Genomic DNA, 23,934 nt, shown 5'->3' on the forward strand with positions numbered 1-23,934 from the left:
TATAAACTTTCAACAAACAAATTATGATGAGTAAAATTTTAAACGTAATCGTTATTCTTTTGATGGTTAGCGGGCTTTGTTCTGCACAATCATCATCAGAAGTAGTTGAGGATTTCAAACCCTCTTCCGTAAATCAACCCGGAAAGGAATACCCGATGGTAAATTCCGAAGGACGGGTGCGTGTTCAAATTTCTGCTCCTGAAGCTGAAAAAGTGCAACTTGATATTAGCGCCGTAAAATACGATTTGGTAAAAGATGAAAACGGAGTGTGGACCGGCGAATCGGCACCGCAAGACGAAGGTTTTCATTACTACCAGCTTTGGGTTGACGGAGCTGCCGTTCCCGATCCAAACAGCTTGTATTTTTACGGCGCCAGTCGTTGGGGAAGTGGTATTGAAATTCCGGCACACGATCAGGAGTTTTATGCCCTGAAAAATGTTCCGCACGGCGAGGTGCGCGAGCTTCAGTATTTCTCGGAAAGCAATAAGACCATGCGCAGATGTTTTGTGTACACACCTCCGGGGTACGACGAAAATCCTGAAAAACGTTACCCGGTGTTGTATCTGCAACATGGTGGTGGCGAAAACGAAACAGGTTGGTCGAGCCAGGGTCACGCTGGTTTAATTATGGACAACCTGATTGCCGAAGGTAAATCCGTTCCGTTTATTATTGTTATGGACAACGGTACCTGGGCAATGCCAAGGCCACCGCGTAACCGCGAAGGTGCCGAACGTCCGGCACAGTGGCCACCCCAGGGTTGGGCCGATGGTTTTATGAATACTTTGCTGAAAGACATTATTCCGATGATTGATTCGAAATACCGCACACTGGCCGATCCCGGAAACCGTGCCATGGCAGGTCTTTCGATGGGAGGTATGCAAACACGTGTTATAACACTGGCCAACCCCGATGTTTTTTCGAATGTGGGAATGTTTAGCGGTGGCAGCATCACCATGGAAGACATTGAGCAACATCCTGATTTTAAGGAAAAAGTAAAACTACTTTTCATCAGCTACGGAAGTCGCGAGATTGAAAATCCACGCCCGGGACCATGGGGAAATCCAAAGGAAAATACCGAAGCACTTAAAAAAGCCGGTATGAACACCCATTTTTATGTGTCGCCTGAAACTGCCCACGAATGGCAAACATGGCGCCGCAGCCTTTATCAGTTTGCACCTTTATTATTCAAAAATTAAAACATGCTGGTAGGATTAGTAAAAAAAGCTAAAAACCAGACTTCCCTGCCTGTCGGCAGACAGGGACTTCGCTCAGCCTGACTGTCACAGTGAGCGGAGTCGAACTGTGAACCAATAGCTTCTGAATTAATTCTGCCTTTCAATAGTTAACTATCAACTGTAAATAAATAATCTTAAAAACATGAAAAAATACATTTCAACATTAATCGTGTTCTTTGTTTTCTCACTTACGCTGTGTGTCGCTCAAAGCGAAAAACCGGCAGTAAAAGAAGATTTTAAACCATCAACATTAAACCAACCCGGAAAAGAATATCCCATGGTAAACTCGCAGGGCTACGCGCGTTTCCGCATTGAAGCTCCCGAAGCACAAAGTGTGGTGGTGAGCCTTGGTTTAGGTGGAACAAGAGGCGGAACTCCGCTTGCAAAAAACGACGAAGGCGTATGGATGGGAACCACTGCCGGCCCAATGGACGAAGGTTTCCATTATTACCATGTAACTATTGATGGTGGTGTTTTTAACGATCCGGGAGCGTTGAACTATTACGGATCGGTACGTTGGGAGAGTGGTATTGAAATTCCGGCACACGACCAGGATTTTTATGCCCTGAAAAATGTTCCTCACGGACATGTTCAGCAGATTCTTTTTCCTTCGGCAAGTACAGAAACCTCGCGCAGGGCTTTTGTTTATACACCTCCCGGTTATTATAAAAATCAGTCAAAAAGTTACCCGGTGCTTTACCTGCAACACGGCTGGGGCGAAGACGAAACAGCCTGGATGAACCAGGGACGTGCCAACCTGATTATGGATAACCTGATTGCCGAAGGTAAAATTGATCCGTTTATCATTGTGAATACCTACGGAATGACCAACGAAATCAAATTTGGCGGCCTGCGTAATTTCGATGTTACTCCGTTTCAAACGGTTTTGGTAGATGAGCTGATTCCATATGTTGATGAGCATTTCCGCACTATTCCTGATCAGGCACACCGCGCAATGGCCGGTCTTTCGATGGGTGGCATGGAAACAAAAGATATCACATTGAACAGACCGGAAGTGTTTTCGTATTATGCGCTGTTAAGTGGTGGTATTTATGCACCTGAGGATATCAAAGATCATTCGAACCTGAAGCTGGTATTTATCAGTTGTGGTAGCAAAGAACGTCCGGATGGAGTGAAAAATGCGGCAAAAGCATTAAAAGATGCCGGTTACAACGCGGTTTCGTATGTTTCGGAAGGCACTGCACACGAGTTTCAAACCTGGCGCAGAAGTTTGTATCAACTGGCTCCGCTACTGTTTAAAGAATAACTTATGAAGAATATAGTCATATTAATTGCGGCTTTATTCATCAGCGGAATTTGTGCCGCTCAGGATGTGGTTGAGGATTTTCAGCCGTCATCTGTAAATCAGCCCGGCAAACAATTTCCTCAGGTGAATTCTGAGGGCCGGGTTCGTGCGCAGATTTCAGCACCGGAAGCCAACAATGTCAGACTCGATATTGGCGGCGTAAATTATGAAATGAAAAAAGACGAAAACGGCGTGTGGACCGGTGAATCGGAACCTCAGGATGTTGGTTTTCATTATTACCAGCTGAACATTGATGGCGCATCAGTTCCCGATCCCGGAACCAACTATTTTTATGGTGCCGGCCGCTGGGGAAGTGGTATTGAAATTCCGGCTAAGGATATGGACACTTATGCACTGAAAAATGTGCCGCACGGTTTGGTTAGCGAGCAGCCCTATTTCTCTGAAATTACGCAGTCGTTTCGCCGTTGTTTTGTTTATACACCTGCAGAGTACAACGCTAATCCAAAAAAACAATATCCGGTACTTTACCTGCAACACGGAAGTTTTGAAGACGAAACCGGATGGGCAAGTCAGGGACATGCCAACCGCATTTTGGATAACCTGATTGCAGCCCAAAAAGCGGTGCCTATGATTATTGTTATGGACAACGGCTATGCCTATAAACCACAAAGTTCAGGCGGCGGTCGTCCGGCGATGGTTTTCGAAGAAGTTATGATGAACGAAATCATTCCGATGATCGATAAACGCTTTCGAACAATTGCCGATCGTGAGCATCGCGCCATTGCGGGCTTGTCGATGGGCGCCAATCAAACCATGCGCATTTGTATGAATAACCTTGATAAGTTTGCGTATTACGGCGGTTTTAGCGGCACTTCAAATTACCCCAGTTCCGATGAAATTAATGCGGAAACGTTTTTAAACGGAGCCTTTAAAAACGGGAAATCTGTAAATAAGCAGATGAAAGTTTTCTGGCTGGGTTTGGGAACCAAAGAACCAGAACCTTTTCCCGGCTCAGTTGGTGCTTTCCGAAATATGCTCGAAAAACAAGGCATCGATTATGTGTATTACGAGTCGCCCAGAACCGCCCACGAGTGGCAAACCTGGCGGCGCAGTTTACATCAGTATGCACAGTTGCTTTTCAAATAAACACTGAAGAATGAACTACTTACTCAATAAATCGATTTTAAAACGAACAAAGCTGTTGCTGATGTTTTGTTTGCTGACAGGTTTTGTTTCGGCGCAAATGCCCGAAAATGGCATTCCGGCACCTACCAACAACAATGCCAGCCAGTGCCCGTGCATTATGCCCGATAACTCGGTGGTGTTTCAGGTAAAAGCGCCCAATGCCCAAAAAGTGCAGATCGACCTTGGTAAAAAGTACGACATGGAAAAAGGTGCAGATGGAATATGGTCGGTTCAAACCGAGCCTATTGTTCCCGGCTTTCATTATTACTTTTTGGTGATTGATGACGTACCGGTAGCCGATCCGGCCAGCCAGTCGTTTTACGGAACCGGAAAAATGACCAGCGCCATTGATATTCCCGAAAAAGGAGCTGATTTTTATGCAATTAAAGATGTTCCGCACGGCGCTTTAAGTTCGAAATACTACTATTCGGAATACACCAAAAGCTGGAGGCGGCTGTTTGTTTATACGCCTCCGGGCAACGATAAAAATACCCGCGAAAAGTATCCGGTGGTGTACATTCAGCACGGTGGTGGTGAAGATGAAACCGGCTGGGCTGTGCAGGGAAAAACCGATATTATTCTGGATAACCTGATTGCCGAAGGAAAAGCAAAACCAATGATCGTGGTGATTTCTAACGGAAACGTAAGGGCACCGGGCGGAGGTTTTGGCGGTTACAGCAGCAAGGGAATGGCTCCTTTCAAAGAAGAAATGACGAAGAACATTGTTCCGTTTATCGATGCAAATTACCGCACACTGGCGGATGCTGATAATCGTGCCATTTGCGGACTGTCGATGGGAGGCGGGCAATCATTTTATGTGGGCCTCGAAAGTTCCGAATATTTTGGCTCTGTAGGAGTATTTAGCACCGGACTGTTTGGTGGAATCAGAACTTCGGGAAGTGGTTTTGATGCCGAAAAGGAAATTCCGGGACTTTTATCCGAGTCGGAAAAATTTAATAAAAACCTGGATTTGTTCTACATTTCGTGTGGCGAGCAGGACATGCGTATTGAACATACCAAAAAGGCGATAAAAACTATGCGCGAAAACGGCCTCAAAGTGGAGTTTAATTCATTTCCCGGCGACCACGAATGGCAGGTTTGGAGAAAGTCCTTACACGATTTTGCATCAAGGGTATTTCAGTAAAATAACTAAAATCTAAATTATGAAACGAATAAAACATCTGTTGCTGGTTTTTATAACTGCTTTGTTTGTGTGCCCAATTCTTTCACAAGCGCAGCAGGCCAATGTTAATCTCGATTATAATCCGCAGAAGGACACTGAAGGATTGATTCCTTTTAGTGCGCCTTTAAATTCGCCCGAAGTGCACGACGACCATATGGTAACTTTTCGCTTAAAAGCGCCTGAAGCCAAGGTGGTTACAATTACGGATGGAACCATTCTTACGGCTCTTGGCAGAGGGCGTGAGCCACTTCCGCTTGAAAAAGGTGAAGATGGAATCTGGTCGGTAACGGTGGGGCCTTTCGAACCCGATATGTATGCTTACCATTTTAATGTTGACGGCATGCAAATTTGCGACCCGAGCAATACAATTGCTGCTTTTACGGCCATGCCGCCTTATAGTCAGTTGATTGTGCACGGCGACGGCCCGGCGTATTACGACGCCAAAAACGTACCTCACGGAAATGTTACGCGCCACATTTATCATTCGGATGTTACCAATGGCGAGCGCGAAATGTATGTATATACACCACCGGGTTACGATGCTGCTAAAGAATATCCGGTGCTTTACCTTGTGGGCGGTAGTGGCGAATTGCCATCAAACTGGATTTACGACGGCCGCGCCAACCTGATTCTGGATAATTTGCTGGCCGAAGGGAAAGCCGAACCGATGATTATCGCTATTCCAAACAACCAGGTGATTCACCGAAATCATCCGCAGCATACCGAACTCACTTTCGATATTTTCGAAAAAGAACTGCGCAAACATGTTATTCCTTTGGTGGATGAAAGTTACAGCACCATCCAAAATCCAAAAGGACGCGCCATCTCCGGTTTGTCAATGGGTGGACGCCACAGTATGTTTATCGGCTTCCGTTCGCTCGATTTGTTTGCGAATTTTGGAATCCTTAGCGCCGGAGATGTAACAGCTGAAACTACACTTTCACAATTTCTGACCGATCCGAAGGTGAACGACAAAGTAGATTATCTTTTTATCGGGCAGGGTACTGAAGAAGCAAAAGGGTTTTTTAGCCGGCGGGTTGATGGATTGTGTAAGGCACTTGATAAGCACAACATCGAATACGATTATTATGTGGGCGGCAGTGGTGGCCACGATTGGTCAACCTGGCGGCACTTGTTGTATTACCGGTTTTTGCCAAATCTTTGGAAAACTGAATAACCCAAAATAGTTTAAACATGAAGAAATTAATGTATTTATTCGCAATAGCGATTGTTTTTATGGCCAATGCTTGTTCTCAGCTTCCTCCCGAGCAGGTAAAAGTGGAACAGGGAATTGTAGAAGGAACCATTGAGGATGGGCTTCGGGTTTTTAAAGGCGTGCCGTTTGCAGCGCCTCCGGTAGGCGATTTGCGCTGGAAAGCACCACAACCTGCCGAAAAATGGGAAGGCGTAAAAGAAACCAAAGAATTTGGGCCTTCTCCCATGCAGGGTGGAAATCCTCCGGCCGGAAAAAGCGAAGACTGTCTGTACCTGAACATCTGGACTCCGGCCATGTCGGCCGAAGAAAAACTGCCCGTGCTGGTGTGGATTTACGGCGGCGGTTTTAGCGGTGGCGCAACTTCGTATTACGACGGAACCATATTGGCAAAAGAGGAAGTTATTTTGGTAAGTGTTGCTTATCGTGTAAATCAGTTTGGCTTTTTGGCACACCCCGAACTGAGTGCCGAAAGCCCGAATCACGTTTCAGGAAACTACGGAATTCTCGACCAGATTGCCGGTTTACAATGGATACAGGATAACATTGCTGCTTTTGGTGGCGATCCTTCCAAGGTGACCATCTTTGGCGAATCAGCGGGTGGTATATCGGTAAGTATGTTATGTGCATCACCTTTGGCAAAAGGTCTGTTTAGTGGCGCTATTTCGCAAAGTGGCGGTTCGTTTGGGCCAACGCGTCCAACAACATTTCCTGGCGAAAACATGAAAACACTCGAAAAGGCAGAAGCCGATGGAGTGGAGTACATGCAAAAAGCAGGTGTTTCCAGTCTTGCTGAACTTCGTGCCTTGGATGCCGACGAAGTGCCAAGTGGTTTCGGCATGGCCGGCGGATGGCCAATTGTTGATGGTTATGTAATTCCCGACGATCAATATAAACTTTACGAAAAGGGAAATTACAACGATGTGCCTGTGCTTATCGGATACAATTCGGATGAGGGAGCAAGTTTCTCGCGCGAAAGAGAACCCGAACAATATTATGCCGGGGTACGAGCGCGCTACGGAAAATTTGCTGACAAGCTGATTGAAGCGTATCCTGCCGGTGAAAACACGGTTCCTAAAACCGCACGCGACCTGGCTCGCGATGCCGCTTTTGGCTGGCATACCTGGAGTTGGGCGCGTTTGCAATCGGAAACCGGACAAGCGGATGTGTATTTGTACTATTTCGATCAGCATCCCGATTATCCTGAAGATTCGCCACGTTACGGTTATGGTTCGCCACACGGACAGGATGTTGCTTTTGTTTTTGGTCTGAATCCCGAAGATCAGCATGAGAACGAGTCAGATCTGGCACTTTCGGAAACGATGGTTGACTACTGGACCAACTTTGCAAAATATGGTAATCCGAATGGTGAAGGAGTTCCGGAGTGGCCGGCTTTCAGCAACGAAAATCCCGACGTGATGTACCTGAAAGGGGCAACACCTTTTGTAGGAGAAGTTCCAAGTGCAGCGTCTTTGGAGGTGCTTAACAATTACTTTGAGTGGCGACGTTCGCCCGAAGGTAAAGAATGGGTAAATAGCCTTGAATAATTGTAGATGTATAAATTATAAATCAGAATTAAAATGAAGAAAATACACAGAGTCCTATTTTTATTAGTTGTGTTGGCGGCCGCGTTTGTAAATCGGGCTACCGCACAGGAAAGTGCTTCGCGAATTGTTGAAGACGGCGGTACTGGTGAGTACAAAGCCATTATGATTTCGGAGCCTTCGTTGGCTACACACACCGTTTTTCGGCCTCAGGATTTGAGCGCTTTTGGCAAGAAAAACAAACTGCCCATAATTGCCTGGGGAAACGGCGCTTGTGCCAACTCGCCCTGGGAACACATTAATTTTCTGAACGAAGTGGCATCGCACGGATTTTTGGTAATCGCTATTGGCCCGATGCCGGCAGAAGGCGAGCAAGGCGGTGGCCGTTCGCAATCGTCGCAACTAAGCGATGCCATCGATTGGGCCATCGCGCAAAACAGCGACAAAAACAGTCCGTATTACAAAAAAGTAGATGTGAAAAACATTGCCGTTAGCGGAATGTCGTGCGGAGGCCTACAAACCCTAGAAATGGCTCCCGACCCGCGTGTAACCACCACCGTGGTTTGCAACAGCGGCGTTTTGCCAACGCCAAACGGAGGCATGCCGGGAATGCCGGCTTTGGAAAAAGAAGACCTGAAAAAGTTACATACGCCCACGCTTTACCTTTTAGGTGGCGAAACCGATATTGCCTACAATAACGGCATGGACGACTACAAACGCATCAACCACGTTCCTGTGTTTGTAGCAAATTTGGATGTGGGCCATGGCGGAACCTATCGTGAGCCACACGGAGGCGAATTTGCAAGAGTGGCAACAGCCTGGTACCAGTGGCAAATGAAAGACGACAAGGAAGCATCGAAAATGTTTGTTGGCGACGACTGCGGTTTGTGTAACGATGAGGATTGGAAATTTGAATCGAAGAACCAAAACTTTTAAAGTGCAAAAAATGTAATTCGAATCAATTTGTATAGGTTTTGTTCGAATTATTCCGGAGCCCCTTATAAGGTTTACCTTGTAAGGGGCTGTTGTTTAATTTCTTTTGTACAGCCTGCTTCGTGCATTGTTTGCCCCCACAATTCCTGAGTTTTTCAATTTTTATCTAAAATTGAAATTGAATTATCTAAAATATAATGCCTGTCATTCATTACAGCAGTACATTTAGCTTTATGAATTACCGGTGAATTCTGTCTGGTTTTTAGTTGGGCAGAATACAGCGGTGACTATAATTTTTAAGAGACTAAATCAATTATTACTAATTCAAATGAAGACGGTGAAAAGTTACATTCTTGCAATATTTTTTATTCTTATTATTGGCCCAATCACAGCTCAACAAAATCAACTAACAAGTCCTGATGGAAAACTTGTTGTTGCTGTTGATATCAAAAACGGGCTACCTGTTTACAGCGTTTTGTTCAACGATAAAACCTTCATCAAAGAATCTCCGCTTGGAATGGAAACCAATATTGGTGATTTCACACAGGAACTTACCCTTTCCGAATCTGTTGAAACAAATCAAATAAAAGATTCTTACGAACTCCGGAACATAAAACAAAGCAAGGTGGATTATTCGGCCAACGAAGCTGTATTTTCTTTTCTGAAAGCTGATAAAACAGTTTTTGATGTTGAGTTTCAGGTAAGCAACAACAATATTGCCTTTCGTTATAAAGTGCATCCGCAAAAAGAAACCCGCAGTTGTGTGGTAAACCGCGAATCAACGGGTTTTGTATTCCCCGAAGGAACCACCACCTTTTTGTGTCCGCAAATGGAGCCCATGACCGGTTTTGCGCGCACTGCGCCAAGTTACGAAACCGATTATACGCCCGACGATGAAATGGGTAAAAACGGATGGGGATTTGGTTACACTTTCCCTTGTTTGTTTAAAGTGAACGATGCCGGTTGGGTACTGGTTTCGGAGACAGGAGTTGACAGCCGTTATTGCGCCAGCCGCCTGGTTGGAAACGAAGACAAAAGCTACTCCATTGGCTATCCTTTGCAGGAAGAAAATAATGGAAACGGCACCAATACCGCCGGAATTCCCTTGCCCGGATACACGCCGTGGCGAACCATTACCGTTGGCGAAACGCTGGCGCCAATTGTTGAAACCACTATTCCTTTTGATGTGGTGGAGCCACTTTACGAGGCCTCGCAAGAATATGAATACGGAAGTGGAAGCTGGAGCTGGATTATAAAAATGGACGGTGCAACAACTTTTGATGTTCAGAAAGAATACATCGATTTTAGCGCTGTCATGGGATTTGAAACCGTGTTGGTTGATGCCTTGTGGGATACGCAGATCGGTCGCGATAAAATTGAGGAACTGGCAAAATATGCGGCATCAAAAGATGTAGCCTTGTATTTGTGGTACAATTCTAACGGTTACTGGAATGATGCTCCGCAAGGGCCACGCGGAATTATGGATAATACCATTATCCGACGCAAAGAAATGGCCTGGATGCAAAGCATTGGAATTCGTGGAATAAAAGTCGATTTTTTTGGTGGCGACAAACAGGTTACCATGAAAGTGTACAAAGACATTTTGTACGATGCCAACGATTACGGCTTGTTGGTTGTTTTTCACGGTTGTACCTTGCCGCGTGGCTGGGAACGCATGTTTCCGAATTTTGCCTCTGCCGAAGCCGTTCGTGCCAGCGAAAACCTGCATTTCGGGCAACACAGCTGCGACATTGAAGCTTTAAACGCTTGTTTGCATCCTTTCATCCGTAATGCCGTTGGCAGCATGGATTTTGGCGGTAGCGCCCTGAACGAGTTTTACAATGCCAACAATACGCCGGGAAGAGGAACAAAACGAATGACTTCGGATGTTTATGCGCTGGCCACAGCTGTTCTCTTTCAAAGTGCAGTGCAGCATTTTGCGCTGGCACCCAACAACCTTACCGATGCTCCCGAATGGGCCATAAATTTTATGAAAGAAGTACCCACCACCTGGGACGAAGTGCGTTTTATCGACGGTTACCCCGGGAAATACGTGGTGCTGGCGCGCAGAAAAGGCGATGCCTGGTATGTGGCCGGTGTTAACGCACAGAAAGAAACCCGGGAGTTAACGATAAAACTGCCCATGATAGCTGCCGGAAATAGCTACCGGATTTATAGCGACGATGACGCATTGAATGGGAAACTTGAAACAGAACGATTCCCTAAAAGCCAGGAGCTAACAGTTTCAATTCCGGGTAATGGCGGGCTGCTAATCGTAAACCAGAAATAGAAATCGACAAAAAGAAAATTAACGAGAATGATCAAGTTACTGACAGCGCTTTTTGCCTTTGTTTTATTAAGTACAGGAGTTAACGCCGAAGATGGACACAACCTTTGGTTGCGAGCCAAAAGTACTATCCCGGTTGAGGTTAGGTGCTCAAAAAAATCGCCCACCATTAACATTGCAATTAACGAATTGAAAAATGGCTGGCAGGGAAAAGCCGGTCAGGTTATCGAGTTGAAGATTTTAAAAGACAAACTTTTAAAAGAGGATGGCTTTCGATTACGTGAAAATAGCATTCAGGCAAAAACTGATGCCGGCCTTTTATACGGTGCTTTCGAAATTTTGCGCCGGCAACAAACCGGTGAATCATTAACGGAAGAAGTTATAAATCCGTCGTATAATTTGCGCCTGTTAAACCACTGGGATAACCTGGATGGAAGCGTTGAACGGGGTTACGCCGGTCGTTCCATTTTCTGGCGTGGAATCGATTCGCTGGAAGTATCCGCAGATGATATAAACCTTTGGACGGAATATGCCCGGGCCAATGCTTCGGTCGGAATTAATGCAACAGTACTGAACAATGTAAATGCTTCGCCAACCGTACTAACCACGCCTGTTCTGGAGCGGGCAAAAGCAGTTGCCGACGTGCTGCGTCCTTACGGAATAAAAACGTATCTGGCTGTAAATTTTGCTTCGCCTGAAGTAATTGGTGGCCTCGAAACTGCTGATCCTCTTAACCCCGAAGTGCAAGCCTGGTGGAAAGAAAAAGTAAAAGAAATATATGATTTGATTCCCGATTTTGGTGGTTTCCTGGTAAAAGCAAACAGCGAAGGACAACCCGGACCGCAAAACTTTGGGCGCACCCATGCCGATGGTGCCAATATGATGGCTGAAGCGCTGGAACCCTACAATGGGATTGTAATGTGGCGTGCCTTTGTTTACGATCCATCGGATGAAGACCGTGCCAAACAAGCCTACAACGAATTTATGCCGCTTGATGGGCAATTTCACGAAAATGTAATTATTCAGGTGAAAAACGGCCCCATCGATTTTCAGCCACGCGAACCCTTTAGTCCGCTGTTTGGAGCAATGAAACAAACAACTGTAATGCCCGAGCTGCAGGTTACCATGGAATACCTGGGGCAATCGGTGCATCTGGTTTTTCTGGCTCCCATGTGGGAAGAATTTCTGAAAAGCGAAACCCGGCAGGAAGGTGTAGGCAGCACGGTTGCCCGTTGCACCGATGGCAGTCTTTTTAATCAGAAATACAGCGCTATTGCCGGCGTTGCAAACATTGGCCTCGATGCCAACTGGTGTGGTCACTATTTTGCGCAAGCCAACTGGTATGCGTTTGGTCGCCAAGCCTGGAATCATTCAATTACTAGTGCACGAATAGCCGACGAATGGTTGAAACTTACCTTCGGGCCACAAAATTCAGATGAAGAAACAAGCGCTTATGATCTGGAGTGGAATCTGTCGTTTTTGCAGCCTGTAAAACAAATGATGCTCGACAGTCACGAAGCAACCGTAAATTACATGATGCCTTTGGGGCTTCACCATATTTTTTCGGCACATGCACATTACGGTCCTGGTCCGTGGTGGGCGCCGGACGGTATGCGGCCCGACTGGACACCACCGTATTATCACCAGGCCGATTCGTTTGGGATTGGATTCGACCGTACAGCTTCGGGCAGCGATGCAATTAGTCAGTACCGCGGACCGCTTGCCAGCCAGTTAGCCGATGTGAATACCTGTCCCGAGGCGTTTTTGCTTTGGTTTCATCATGTTTCGTGGGATCATAAAATGAAAAATGGCAGAACACTTTGGAATGAGCTATGCTATCGCTACGACGAAGGAGTGAAGCAGGTGCGCGAATTTCAGCGGATTTGGGATAAGGCAGAGCGTTTTGTCGATGCCGAACGCTTTGCAGCCATTCAGTATAAACTTACAAAACACAGCCTGGATGCTCAGGAATGGAAAGATGCCTGCTTGCTGTATTTTCAGCAATTCAGCAAACAGCCAATTCCATATGAGCTGGAGCGCCCACTTTATAACCTGGATGAACTGCTCGAACGCGACGAACAGCGGGTTCGGCAAAGTGAATAGCCGGGAAACTATATGAAGAAAACCTCTTGTAAATATTCTTGATTGTAAATAATTAAACCGAATAAAAACCAGCAAAATGAACTTGAAAAAATACTTTACCCTTGCCATAATTTTTACCGTATCGGCGTTCACGGTTTGGGCGCAAAATCCGGTAATCAGAGATCAGTTTTCAGCTGATCCAACGGCCCGTGTATTCAATGGGAAAGTGTATGTTTTTCCATCGCACGACATTCCGGCTCCACCCAATAAAAACCTGCGCGAGAATTGGTTTTGTATGCCCGATTATCATGTGTTTTCATCAGAAAATCTTAGCGATTGGACCGATCATGGGGTAATTGTTAGTCAGAATAAAGTGCCCTGGGTCGATTCAACATCATATAGCATGTGGGCTCCCGATTGTATCGAACGTAACGGAAAGTATTATTTCTACTTTCCGGCCAATAAAAATGTAGCGGGCCCCAATGGCCGCAAGGGTTTTGGAATTGGAGTTGCCATTGCCGATAAGCCTGAAGGACCTTATGTTCCGCAGGAAAATGCCATTGACGGAATTTTTGGTATCGATCCGAATGTTCTGATCGACAAAGACGGGCAAGCCTATTTGTATTATTCGATGGGTAATATTTACGTGGCAAAACTAAAAGAGAACATGACAGAGCTGGCTTCGAAGCCGGTTGCCATAGATAATTTACCCACAAAAGGGATGAAAGAAGGCCCGTTTGTTTTTGAGCGAAATGGAAAATATTACCTTACATTTCCGCATGTAGAAAATAAAACCGAGCGGCTGGAATACGCCATGGGCGACAGTCCCGAAGGCCCGTTTACAATGACCGGCGTAATTATGGACGAGTCGGAAACTGGCTGCTGGACCAATCATCACTCGATGATCGAATACAACAATCAGTGGTATTTGTTTTACCACCACAACGATTATTCACCTCATTTCGATAAGAACCGATCGGTTTGTATCGACAGCCTGTTTTTTAACGCCGATGGAACCATTCAAAAAGTTATTCCAACCAAACGAGGTGTTGGCTTAACTGCGGCAAACGAGAAAATACAACTCGATCGCTACAGTGATAAAAGTGAAAATGTGAAGATCGTTTTTAACGACACCACCAACACCTTTGCCGGCTGGAAAACGGTTCTGGAAAATAAAGATGCCTGGATTTCGTACAACGCAGTAAATTTTGAAAAGAAAAATACAGCGAAAGTAGTGGTGAATGCCCGTGCATTAAACGGAGGAAAAGTTGAATTGAGAATTGATGCAGCGGATGGCCCCGTACTGGCGGAAATTAGTGTGCCGGAAGGTAGTGAAATGACGGTGTCAAAAACAAAAATAAGCAAAGTTAAACCCGGTATTCATAATCTTTTTGTGGTGGCGGCAAATAATAATCCGGTAGAAATCGACTGGATAAGTTTTGAATAGAATAAGAAAAACGCTTCTTCGTATGAAGAGTGTCAATAATGTGGAAAGATGAAGAGACTTGTATTTTTAATATTTATTGCCTTTTGTGCCTGCGCGCAGCAAGAACCCGAAGATAATACGCTGCTAAAACTTCGCTACGATAAGCCGGCTGAACAATGGGTTGAAGCACTTCCGGTTGGAAACGGCCGTTTGGGGGCGATGATTTACGGAAACCCTGAGAACGAAATTATTCAGTTAAACGAGAATACGATTTGGGCCGGAGAACCCAACCGAAACGATAATCCCGATGCCAAAGCAGCGTTGACAAAAGTGCGTAAGTTAATTTTCGATGGAAAATACAAAGAAGCTCAGGATCTTGTAAATCGTGATTTTATTACCAAAAAATCGCACGGAATGCCTTACCAAACTGCAGGCAATCTGAAGTTGAATTTTGAAGGGCACAAAGATGTTAGCAACTATTCGCGCGAATTGAACATCGAAAAGGCTGTGGCTTCAACTAGCTACCGGGTTGGCGAGGTAAACTACAAAACTGAAGTATTCTCATCGTTTCCCGACCAGGTAATTGTGGCCCGTATTTCTGCCGATAAATCAGGCGCTTTGAATTTTTCGGCAACGCTCGACCGGCCTTCAAAAGTAACTGTAACTACACGAGGAAACGACGAGTTGGTTATGACAGGTGTTACCAGTAGCCACGAAGGCGTAAAAGGTGCTGTTGAATTCGAAACCAGGGTAAAAATAATAAACGATGGTGGCGAAATAACTGCCGATGAATCGGTGCTGACCGTGAGCGAAGCAAAAGCGGCTACCATTATTGTTTCTATGGCCACCAATTTTAACAGCTACAACGATATTAGCGGAAATGCCGGCGAACGCGCAACCAATTATTTGGAAGCTGCGATTGAAAAGAGTTACAAGGATTTGTTAAAAGATCATATTGCTGATTACCAGCGCTATTTTAATCGGGTTGATCTGGATTTGGGGAAAACCGAATCGGTAAATAAAACGACGGATGTGCGGGTGGAGGAATTCGCAACAACCAACGATCCGCAGCTGGTGGAGCTCTATTTTCAGTTTGGCAGGTACTTGCTTATTTCATCGTCGCGCCCCGGTGGTCAGCCCGCCAATTTGCAGGGCATTTGGAATGACCAGTTAATGCCACCCTGGGACAGTAAATACACGGTAAACATAAATGCCGAAATGAATTACTGGCCATCGGAAATTACCAACCTCAGCGAATTAAACGAGCCGCTGGTGCAGATGGTAAAAGAATTGTCGGAAACCGGCCAAAAAACCGCGCAGGATATGTACGGCGCCAATGGTTGGGTACTGCACCATAATACTGATATCTGGCGAATTAACGGGCCAATTGATGGCGCTACCTGGGGCATGTGGCTAATGGGCGGTGCCTGGTTGTCGCAGCATCTGTACGATAAATATGCTTTTAACGGAGATACCGAATACCTGAAAAGTGTTTACCCGGCCATGAAAGGAGCAACTTTGTTTTTCCTTGATTTTTTGATTGAAGAACCTGAAAATGGTTGGCTGGTGGTTTCGCCTTCTGTTTCGCCCGAAAATACGCCGGCAGGCCACGGTTCAAACATTGCTGCCGGGACAACCATGGATAATCAGCTGCTTTTCGATTTGTTTTCGATAACTGTTAATGCTGCTGAAGTATTAGAAGCGGACACTGCTCTGGTAGAAAAAATTAAGGCCGCCATGCAGAAACTGCCACCCATGCAAATTGGCAACTGGGGGCAACTGCAGGAGTGGATGTACGACTGGGATAATCCCAACGATCATCACCGGCACGTATCACATTTATACGGACTTTACCCTTCGAACCAGATATCGCCTTATCATTCGCCCGAATTATTCGAGGCTGCACGCACTTCGTTGGTAGCCCGCGGCGACGAATCAACCGGCTGGTCGATGGGATGGAAAGTAAATCTGTGGGCACGTTTGCTCGATGGCGATCATGCCTACAAACTAATTACCGATCAGCTAAAACCTGTTTCGCGAAGCGGACGAAGAATGAGCGGCGGAACTTACCCGAACTTGTTTGATGCGCACCCGCCTTTCCAGATTGACGGCAACTTTGGTTGCACTGCAGGAATTGCCGAAATGTTGATGCAAAGTCAGCACGGAGCCATTCACTTGCTTCCGGCGCTTCCCTCAAAATGGAGCAAAGGATCGGTGAGTGGATTGGTGGCTCGCGGAGGTTTTGAAGTGGACATAAAGTGGGAGAGTGGTGAAGTGCAAACAGCGCTTATTCGATCGAAACTGGGCGGAAATTGCCGTATTCGTTCTTACGTTCCTTTAACAGGCGACGGATTGAAAGAAGCTGTCGGCGAAAATACAAATCCGTTTTATTCCATTCCTAAAATAAAATCACCAAAAGTAAACACGGAAGATGTGAAATTGCCGGAGTTGAGAAAGGTATATGAGTATGATTTGGAAACAATTGCCGGAGAGGAAATACTGCTTCTGAGATTATAAAACGGGAAAATGGAATATAACTTGAAAACTACAATGAATAGGAAAATGGTAAGAACATTCTGTTGCTTTATTACAGTATTCCTGCTGTTGCCGGCAACTAATATATTTGGTCAGCAAACAGACGAAAAACAAGGCGCCTATTACACCGGTGAGTACCCAAACCTTTTTACCGAAGCCGGGTATGCGCAAAAAGATATTGATGCCAAACTGGAAAAAGCCTATCACGATCTTTTTGAGGGGCCCAATCGTATTTATTTCGAGGTGGAAGATTCGTTGGCTTACGTTTCGGATATTAAAAATAACGACGCACGCACCGAAGGCCTTTCGTATGGTTTGATGGTGGCAGTTCAGCTGGATAAAAAAGAAGTGTTTGATAAACTTTGGCGATGGAGCAAAAAGTATATGCAACATCAGTCGGGGCAACGCGAAGCTTATTTTGCGTGGAGCGTTAATCCGGAAACCAACCGACTGAACTCGCCAGGCTCAGCCTCGGATGGCGAGCTGTATTTTGTAACTTCACTGTTGTTTGCATCGAACCGTTGGGGCAACGATACCGGAATTGATTATTACGCCGAAGCACGCCGTATTTTAGATGCCATGTGGGAAAAGGACGGCTCCAACAGAGTAAACCATATTATCAATGTGGAGCACAAGCAAATAAGTTTTGTTCCCGAAGGAGATGGGTACAACTGGACCGACCCATCGTATCATGTTCCGGCATTTATGGAAGTGTGGGCCGATTTTGCCAACGATGGCCACGAGCAGTTCTACCGCGACTGTGCCGATACGGCGCGGGTTTTTCTGCATCGCGCCTGTCATCCGGTAACCGGATTAAATTACGATTATGCCAATTTCGACGGCTCGAAACACGATGCCCGCTGGATGCCCCAGGCGTTTCGCTACGATTCGTGGCGCGTACCCATGAATATTACCATGGACTACATTTGGTTTGGGAAAGACAAAAACTGGCAGGAGGATTATGCCGGCCGCTTTCAGGGATTTTTACGTGCGCAGGGTATGAACGACTTTGTTGATCAGTATAATCCCGATGGTACTGAGCCGGAATGGATACTTCAGGCTGGCGGATTTAGGAAACTGCGCCATTCGCTGGGATTAATTTCTACCTCGGCAACACTTTCGATGGTTGATGATGTTGATCCGGATTTTGATTTTGTACATAAACTTTGGAACGCCAAACTGGAACCCTACGGAGATGGCTACTTCGATCCGTATTACGATGGTTTGCTGTACCTGTTCAGTTTAATGCACCTGAGCGGAAACTACCAGGCAATTTTACCCGGTCAGCAATAATAATGGACGATGATTTAATTTGAATTCCAACTAAAAATTAATATAAAATGATGACTAAAATGAAATTAACAGTGGCCGTTTTGTTAGTGCTTACAACGAATGTACTCTTTGGCCAAACCAAACTTACCTTGTATGCCGATCAGGCCGAGACAAAAATCAATAAAGAAATATACGGGCATTTTGCCGAACACCTGGGCCGTTGTATTTATGGCGGTATATTTGTTGGCGAAGACTCAGAAATCCCCAATACCCGCGGGTTTAGAGATGATGTTACCGGCGCTTTAATCGATATGAAAATACCGTTGTTACGTTGGCCGGGCGGTTGTTTTGCCGATACCTACAACTGGAAAGACGGCATTGGCCCACGCGAAGAACGCCCATCGATGGTAAATGTACACTGGGGCGGCGTTACTGAAGACAACAGCTTTGGAACACACGAATTTCTTGATTTTTGTGATTTGATAAATGCCGAACCCTATATTAATGTGAACGTTGGCTCGGGTACCGTTCGCGAAGCTTCGGAATGGATTGAATACGTAACATCGTCGAACATTAGCCCGATGACGGATTTGAGAAAGAAAAACGGACGCGAAGAACCATGGGACGTAAAGTACTGGGGAATTGGAAACGAAAACTGGGGCTGCGGCGGTAATATGACGCCTGAATATTATGCCGATGTTTATAAAAATTACGCGACCTACAGCCGTGGAGCTGATTATAAAATTGCCTGTGGTGCCAGCGATTCAGACTATAACTGGACCGATGTTTTAATGAAAAAAATGCAAGGTAAAGAAAACCTGATGCAGGGATTATCATTGCACTATTATACCATCACTCACAACTGGACCGTAAAAGGTTCGGCAACTGATTTTGATGAAAAAGAATGGTTTACCACACTTAGCAAAACCCTGTTTATGGATGAACTGATCCAAAAACATTCAACTATTATGGATAAGTACGACCCGGAGAAACGTGTTGGCTTAATTGTTGACGAATGGGGAAACTGGTTTGATGTAGAGCCCGGAACCAATCCAGGGTTCCTTTATCAGCAAAATACTATGCGCGATGCATTGGTGGCCGGTATAAACCTAAATATTTTTAATAATCACGCCGATCGTGTTAAAATGTCGAACATTGCACAAACCATTAACGTGCTGCAATCGGTTATTTTAACCAAAGACGACGAAATGGTGTTAACACCAACGTATTACGTATTTAAAATGTATAGTGTACATCAGGATGCAACACTAATACCTGCTAACCTTAAAACCGATAAGTATGAACTGGACGGACAGTCGGTTCCGGCCGTAAATGCCTCAGCATCTACAAAAGATGGAGTAATTTCAATAACACTGTGTAACCTTAATCCTAACGCGGGCGAAAATGTTGAATTATCGTTACACGGAAGCGAATTGTCAACATCGAATGCACAGATTATTACAGCTAAGAATATGAACGATTTTAACGACTTTGGCAAAAACGAAAGCGTTAGCCTTGAGGAGTTTAACGTACCAAACCCAAAAAGTGGAAAACTTACTTTTGAATTGCCTGCAAAATCAGTTGTGCTTGTTCAACTGAAATAAGAATACATAATTTAATTGGATGGATAAAAAGAGGAAGCGGTTGAGCTTCCTCTTTTTATGTTTTTAAATACATAAAAGTGATAAACACAAATTCCAATTCGTAAGGCAGTTGCCATAAAATAGAATTGCCTTGTTATTTCAGAATGAATTAGCCCGGCAGGTATTTGTTTATTCTTCTTAAATTTCTATATTCCCTCTCCATATCAAAACTAAATCATGAATACCGGAAAATATTATTTTTTTCAGCTTGTTTTCATTTTCCTTAATTGTGTATCGGGTGTTACCATTGCTAAAAATTCAAACCAGTTTTACAACCTGAACGAAGACTACGGAATGTCAATTCGCGAAACCAATGAGGTTTGCGAAGATGATGATGGTTTTATCTGGATTTCTTCAAAAATTGGTATTGTGCGGTATTCCAGAGATGATATCAGAACCTACCAGCTACCTTATGATACGGAGGATATTATCACTGTTCGTATGGAATATACCAATGGGAAATTATATGTATATACCAATAACGGGCAGTTGTTCATATACAACAATATTCAGGATAGGTTTGAGTTGATAACCAATCTGGCCAAACAAGTGGAAGACCCTCATGTTGTGGTGAACAGAATGCTGGTTGATGCTGAAGAAACAATTTGGGAAGCAAGTACTTCCGGATTGTTGCGCTACCATAAAAATGAAGGACTAAGCACCTATTTTGATAACCGAAATATTCATTTTTTGGAATGGTTGGATGATCATCGTTTTTTTTATGGAACTGAAGAGTACATCGGTATTTTTGATATTACTACAAAAAGTTCGGCGGAGTATTACACTTTGCCTGAACACCAGAATATGTTTTTTTCTTACATCAAGTTCGACCAAAAGGAAAATACCTTATGGTTAGGAACCTTAAACGATGGCCTGTATTGCCTTAAAAAAGGAAATGCCGGGGCTGAATTAACTGTTGTGGCAAATATCCCCAATCAACCGGTACAGGCAATTTGTCCGATTTCAAAATCAACCTTGCTGATAGGTGTTGATGGGCAGGGTGTTTGGGAAATGGATAAGCACACGTTTGAAATACTTGCCGTTTATAAAGATGATGCAGATAATCCAAATTCATTAAAAGGCAATGGGGTTTATGATATTTTTTGCGACCGGAACAACAGGGTATGGATTTGCACTTATAGTGGAGGAGTTTCTTTTTTCGATCAGGCAAGTAGTTCTGTTGTTACCAAGGTGGCACACATCGCAAACAACCCAAATTCGCTAGTAAATAATGATGTTAACAGTATTCTCGAAGACCGGAACGGGAATCTTTGGTTTGCCACCAATAATGGCGTAAGCTATTGGAACACAAAAACCAATAAATGGAAATCATTCTACCATAATAAGGAACAGCATGCCCAGGTGTTTCTGGCTCTGTGCCAGGATTCGCACGGAAGAATATGGGCCGGTTCTTATTCTTCGGGTATTTATATTCTGGATGGAAATACCGGAAACGAACTAAGGCATTTAAGCCAGGAAAATACGCCGGGCGATTTTGCAGGCGATTTTGTGTTTAATATCATTGAAGACCAGCAGGGCGATATCTGGATAGGAGGAGTGCGCGGAGATTTAATCCGTTACAATTACAACACCGACACCTATACCTCGTATCCCGATTATACAATTTACAATATTGCTGAATACGGGCCCGATCAATTGTTAATGGGAACAACGTACGGATTGTTACTTTTTGATAAGACGGATGGTACCCATGAAGTATTGGTGGAAGGTTTTGTGGTTTTCGACCTGTATATTTCGGAAGATATAGTTTGGATTGGAACCAATGGTAACGGCGTAATACGGTACAGTTTAACCAATAAGTCAACTCAGTCTTATACCGCGGATAACGGACTTCCAAGTAATTTTGTAAGTAGCATTGATTACGCCAATGGTTATTACTGGATAGGTACCGAGCTGGGCTTGTGCCGCTTGAATGAAGCCGACCAAACGATATTAACTTTTAACTCCTTGTTGTACCTTAGCAATGTTTCTTTTAACCAGGATGCACAATGTATTTTAAAAAACGGGAATTTGGTTATGGGCTCCAATAAAGGGGCTTTAATGTTCGCCCCTAACGACTTAAAGCTTACCACGGAAGAAGGGCGTATTTATGTTCAGGATATTTCCGTTTCTGGACGATCAATACGCGATATTGAAGATTTGAAACCGGAAGCACCTCTTAATGAACTTAAGGAAATCCGCCTTAAATATTTTCAAAATACAATAAGTTTAGAACTAATACCACTTGGAGTTACTTCTCCCGGAGCGAAATTCTCGTGGAAAATTAATGGTTTGGATCAGGAATGGAGTAAACCTGTTGATAACCGGGTTTTATCCTATTCAAATATTCCGTACGGAAGCTATACCATACAACTTCGTATGGTCGATAATTCTATAACAGGTGTAATTGCCGAGCGGGAGATTAACGTGAAAATCATTCCGCCGTTTTGGAAAACAAGCTGGTTTATCCTGCTCGTAATTCTCTTTGTAGCTAGCCTGGGTATTTTCGGTGTTTACTTTTACATCGACTGGTTAAAGAAAAAGCACTCGGAAGAAAAGATCAGGTTCTTTGCAAATACTGCTCATGATATTCGTACATCTTTAACCCTGGTTAACGGGCCTATCGAAGAACTGAATAAGGAGTCAGGATTAAGCGATAAAGGTACGAATTATCTTCATCTGGCTACCGAGCAGGTTCATCGGCTATCGACGGTGGTAACCCAATTGCTCGATTTTCAGAAAGTTGACATCGGGAGGGAGAGAGTGGCCTATAGTTTTGTTGATATTGTTAAAACAATAAAAGACCGGGTGATGATGTTTGAGGCCTATGCGAAAAGCAGAGGTATTGATCTGGTTTTTAGGGCTAATTGCGATAAATTCGAAACTTCCGTTGATGAACGAATGATACAGAAAGTAGTCGATAATCTTATTTCCAATGCCATAAAGTATTCAAATCCGGATTCGCATGTAAATATCGAGCTCCGGTGTGCGGCAACAAAATGGATACTTGAAGTTCAGGACACTGGAATTGGAATTACCAAAAAGGCTCAAAAAATGTTGTTCAGGGAATATTACCGTGGCGAAAATGCCATCAATTCAAAAATAGTTGGCTCGGGTATCGGTTTACTACTGGTGAAAAATTATGTCTCCTTGCATGGCGGTAAAGTTACCTGTTACAGCCAGTCTGGTGCTGGATCCACTTTCCTGGTAACCATTCCGTTTATTGCGAAGGAAAGTTCGGAAATAAAAAAGGAGCGCGGGGCCAAAGCAATCGAGAAAGAGATACCGAAATCGTCAATAGTTAATCCTTTAACCGAAAAGCAGGTGGCCGACAAGCGTGGGAATAAAATGACGGTTTTAATTGTTGAAGATCACGATTACCTGAGAGAATTTCTTCAATCGGCCATGCAGGATTTCTTTCATATTTACCTTGCCGGCGATGGAGAGGAGGCCTGGGAAATAGTACAAAAGCACAACCCTGATCTGATTGTTTCTGATATAATGATGCCGAAAATGGACGGCTTTGAATTGTGCGAAAAAGTAAAATCAAATTTCCTTACTGCGCATATCCCGGTTATTCTTTTAACCGCACTGGCCGGTAAAGCCCAGCAAATGCGCGGACTAGGACTTGGAGCCGATGATTATTTAACCAAACCATTTGACGTTACCTTACTTCTGCAACGAATTAAATCAATTCTTAAAAACCGCGAAATTATCAGGGACAAGGCCATGAAAATGACCAGCGAGTGCAAAGAGCCCGTTATTTTGGAAAACGAACTGAACGATAAGTTCCTAAAACGTATGATAGAGGTTGTGAATGACAATGTTAGTAATCCGCAATTTTCTAAAAATGAATTTGCTGCAATCATGAATGTTAGTCCTTCGCTGCTCTATAAAAAAATAAAGTCATTAACCGACCAATCACCAATCGAATTTATACGAACAATCAGGCTGAACCGTGCTTATGATTTGCTAGCTTCTCAAAAACACTCGATTACAGAAGTTAGTGAATTGTGCGGATTTAGTAGTGTTGGCTATTTCAGTACCGTCTTTCGAAAACATTTTGGTAAATCACCAACACGGGTCTTGGAATAACATTTTCTGACGTATTTTTCTGTCATTTTAGTTT

Annotated in this window: 14 protein-coding genes; all 14 read left to right on the top strand. The window is 44.3% G+C overall.

Features of this window, described 5'->3' with window-relative positions; all coding sequences use genetic code 11:
• Positions 1–23 precede the first annotated feature (23 nt).
• Positions 24–1,196 carry an alpha/beta hydrolase gene (locus BMW53_RS09370; RefSeq protein WP_038555074.1) on the top strand — a complete coding sequence of 391 codons (1,173 nt, stop codon included), beginning with the start codon at positions 24–26 and terminating at the stop codon, positions 1,194–1,196.
• A 181-nt stretch (positions 1,197–1,377) separates the two neighbouring features.
• On the top strand, positions 1,378–2,502 hold the full coding sequence (locus BMW53_RS09375) for an alpha/beta hydrolase-fold protein (RefSeq protein WP_038555071.1): 1,125 nt from the start codon (positions 1,378–1,380) through the stop codon (positions 2,500–2,502).
• A 3-nt stretch (positions 2,503–2,505) separates the two neighbouring features.
• Positions 2,506–3,648, top strand: coding sequence for an alpha/beta hydrolase-fold protein (locus tag BMW53_RS09380; RefSeq protein ID WP_038555069.1), 1,143 nt, complete (start codon positions 2,506–2,508; stop codon positions 3,646–3,648).
• 10 nt (positions 3,649–3,658) lie between these two features.
• Positions 3,659–4,831 carry an alpha/beta hydrolase gene (locus BMW53_RS09385; RefSeq protein WP_038555067.1) on the top strand — a complete coding sequence of 391 codons (1,173 nt, stop codon included), beginning with the start codon at positions 3,659–3,661 and terminating at the stop codon, positions 4,829–4,831.
• A 19-nt stretch (positions 4,832–4,850) separates the two neighbouring features.
• Entirely contained in the window at positions 4,851–6,047 is a 1,197-nt protein-coding gene (locus BMW53_RS09390; RefSeq protein WP_038555064.1) for an esterase, read from the top strand.
• A 17-nt stretch (positions 6,048–6,064) separates the two neighbouring features.
• Positions 6,065–7,630, top strand: coding sequence for a carboxylesterase/lipase family protein (locus BMW53_RS09395; protein WP_038555062.1), 1,566 nt, complete (start codon positions 6,065–6,067; stop codon positions 7,628–7,630).
• 33 nt (positions 7,631–7,663) lie between these two features.
• Complete coding sequence (locus BMW53_RS09400; RefSeq protein ID WP_038555059.1) at positions 7,664–8,563, top strand: alpha/beta hydrolase family protein; 900 nt, start codon at positions 7,664–7,666, stop codon at positions 8,561–8,563.
• Positions 8,564–8,888: 325 nt separating this feature from the next.
• Complete coding sequence (locus tag BMW53_RS09405; protein WP_038555056.1) at positions 8,889–10,850, top strand: glycoside hydrolase family 97 protein; 1,962 nt, start codon at positions 8,889–8,891, stop codon at positions 10,848–10,850.
• Between the two features lie 27 nt (positions 10,851–10,877).
• Positions 10,878–12,950 (top strand): alpha-glucuronidase, encoded by a 2,073-nt coding sequence (locus BMW53_RS09410; protein ID WP_038555053.1) that lies wholly within the window; start codon positions 10,878–10,880, stop codon positions 12,948–12,950.
• A gap of 76 nt (positions 12,951–13,026) precedes the next feature.
• Entirely contained in the window at positions 13,027–14,376 is a 1,350-nt protein-coding gene (locus tag BMW53_RS09415; RefSeq protein ID WP_038555052.1) for a family 43 glycosylhydrolase, read from the top strand.
• Positions 14,377–14,424: 48 nt separating this feature from the next.
• On the top strand, positions 14,425–16,872 hold the full coding sequence (locus BMW53_RS09420; protein WP_038555047.1) for a glycoside hydrolase family 95 protein: 2,448 nt from the start codon (positions 14,425–14,427) through the stop codon (positions 16,870–16,872).
• Between the two features lie 45 nt (positions 16,873–16,917).
• A complete protein-coding gene (locus BMW53_RS09425) occupies positions 16,918–18,183 on the top strand; it encodes a family 8 glycosyl hydrolase (RefSeq protein ID WP_038555044.1) in 1,266 nt (421 codons plus the stop codon).
• A 47-nt stretch (positions 18,184–18,230) separates the two neighbouring features.
• Positions 18,231–19,766 (top strand): alpha-N-arabinofuranosidase, encoded by a 1,536-nt coding sequence (locus BMW53_RS09430; protein WP_081804744.1) that lies wholly within the window; start codon positions 18,231–18,233, stop codon positions 19,764–19,766.
• Between the two features lie 216 nt (positions 19,767–19,982).
• The gene (locus BMW53_RS09435; RefSeq protein WP_074780560.1) at positions 19,983–23,900 is read left to right on the top strand and encodes a hybrid sensor histidine kinase/response regulator transcription factor; all 3,918 of its coding nucleotides are present in this window, start codon (positions 19,983–19,985) and stop codon (positions 23,898–23,900) included.
• Positions 23,901–23,934: the final 34 nt, after the last annotated feature.

Source organism: Draconibacterium orientale, from assembly GCF_900111425.1.
In the GTDB taxonomy this organism is placed as follows: domain Bacteria; phylum Bacteroidota; class Bacteroidia; order Bacteroidales; family Prolixibacteraceae; genus Draconibacterium; species Draconibacterium orientale.

What these genes read in the sequence shown, in the direction of transcription:
- BMW53_RS09370 (WP_038555074.1), top strand. Translation starts at nt 24, where the DNA reads ATGATGAGTAAAATTTTAAACGTAATCGTTATTCTTTTGATGGTTAGC.
- BMW53_RS09375 (WP_038555071.1), top strand. Translation starts at nt 1,378, where the DNA reads ATGAAAAAATACATTTCAACATTAATCGTGTTCTTTGTTTTCTCACTT.
- BMW53_RS09380 (WP_038555069.1), top strand. Translation starts at nt 2,506, where the DNA reads ATGAAGAATATAGTCATATTAATTGCGGCTTTATTCATCAGCGGAATT.
- BMW53_RS09385 (WP_038555067.1), top strand. Translation starts at nt 3,659, where the DNA reads ATGAACTACTTACTCAATAAATCGATTTTAAAACGAACAAAGCTGTTG.
- BMW53_RS09390 (WP_038555064.1), top strand. Translation starts at nt 4,851, where the DNA reads ATGAAACGAATAAAACATCTGTTGCTGGTTTTTATAACTGCTTTGTTT.
- BMW53_RS09395 (WP_038555062.1), top strand. Translation starts at nt 6,065, where the DNA reads ATGAAGAAATTAATGTATTTATTCGCAATAGCGATTGTTTTTATGGCC.
- BMW53_RS09400 (WP_038555059.1), top strand. Translation starts at nt 7,664, where the DNA reads ATGAAGAAAATACACAGAGTCCTATTTTTATTAGTTGTGTTGGCGGCC.
- BMW53_RS09405 (WP_038555056.1), top strand. Translation starts at nt 8,889, where the DNA reads ATGAAGACGGTGAAAAGTTACATTCTTGCAATATTTTTTATTCTTATT.
- BMW53_RS09410 (WP_038555053.1), top strand. Translation starts at nt 10,878, where the DNA reads ATGATCAAGTTACTGACAGCGCTTTTTGCCTTTGTTTTATTAAGTACA.
- BMW53_RS09415 (WP_038555052.1), top strand. Translation starts at nt 13,027, where the DNA reads ATGAACTTGAAAAAATACTTTACCCTTGCCATAATTTTTACCGTATCG.
- BMW53_RS09420 (WP_038555047.1), top strand. Translation starts at nt 14,425, where the DNA reads ATGAAGAGACTTGTATTTTTAATATTTATTGCCTTTTGTGCCTGCGCG.
- BMW53_RS09425 (WP_038555044.1), top strand. Translation starts at nt 16,918, where the DNA reads ATGGTAAGAACATTCTGTTGCTTTATTACAGTATTCCTGCTGTTGCCG.
- BMW53_RS09430 (WP_081804744.1), top strand. Translation starts at nt 18,231, where the DNA reads ATGATGACTAAAATGAAATTAACAGTGGCCGTTTTGTTAGTGCTTACA.
- BMW53_RS09435 (WP_074780560.1), top strand. Translation starts at nt 19,983, where the DNA reads ATGAATACCGGAAAATATTATTTTTTTCAGCTTGTTTTCATTTTCCTT.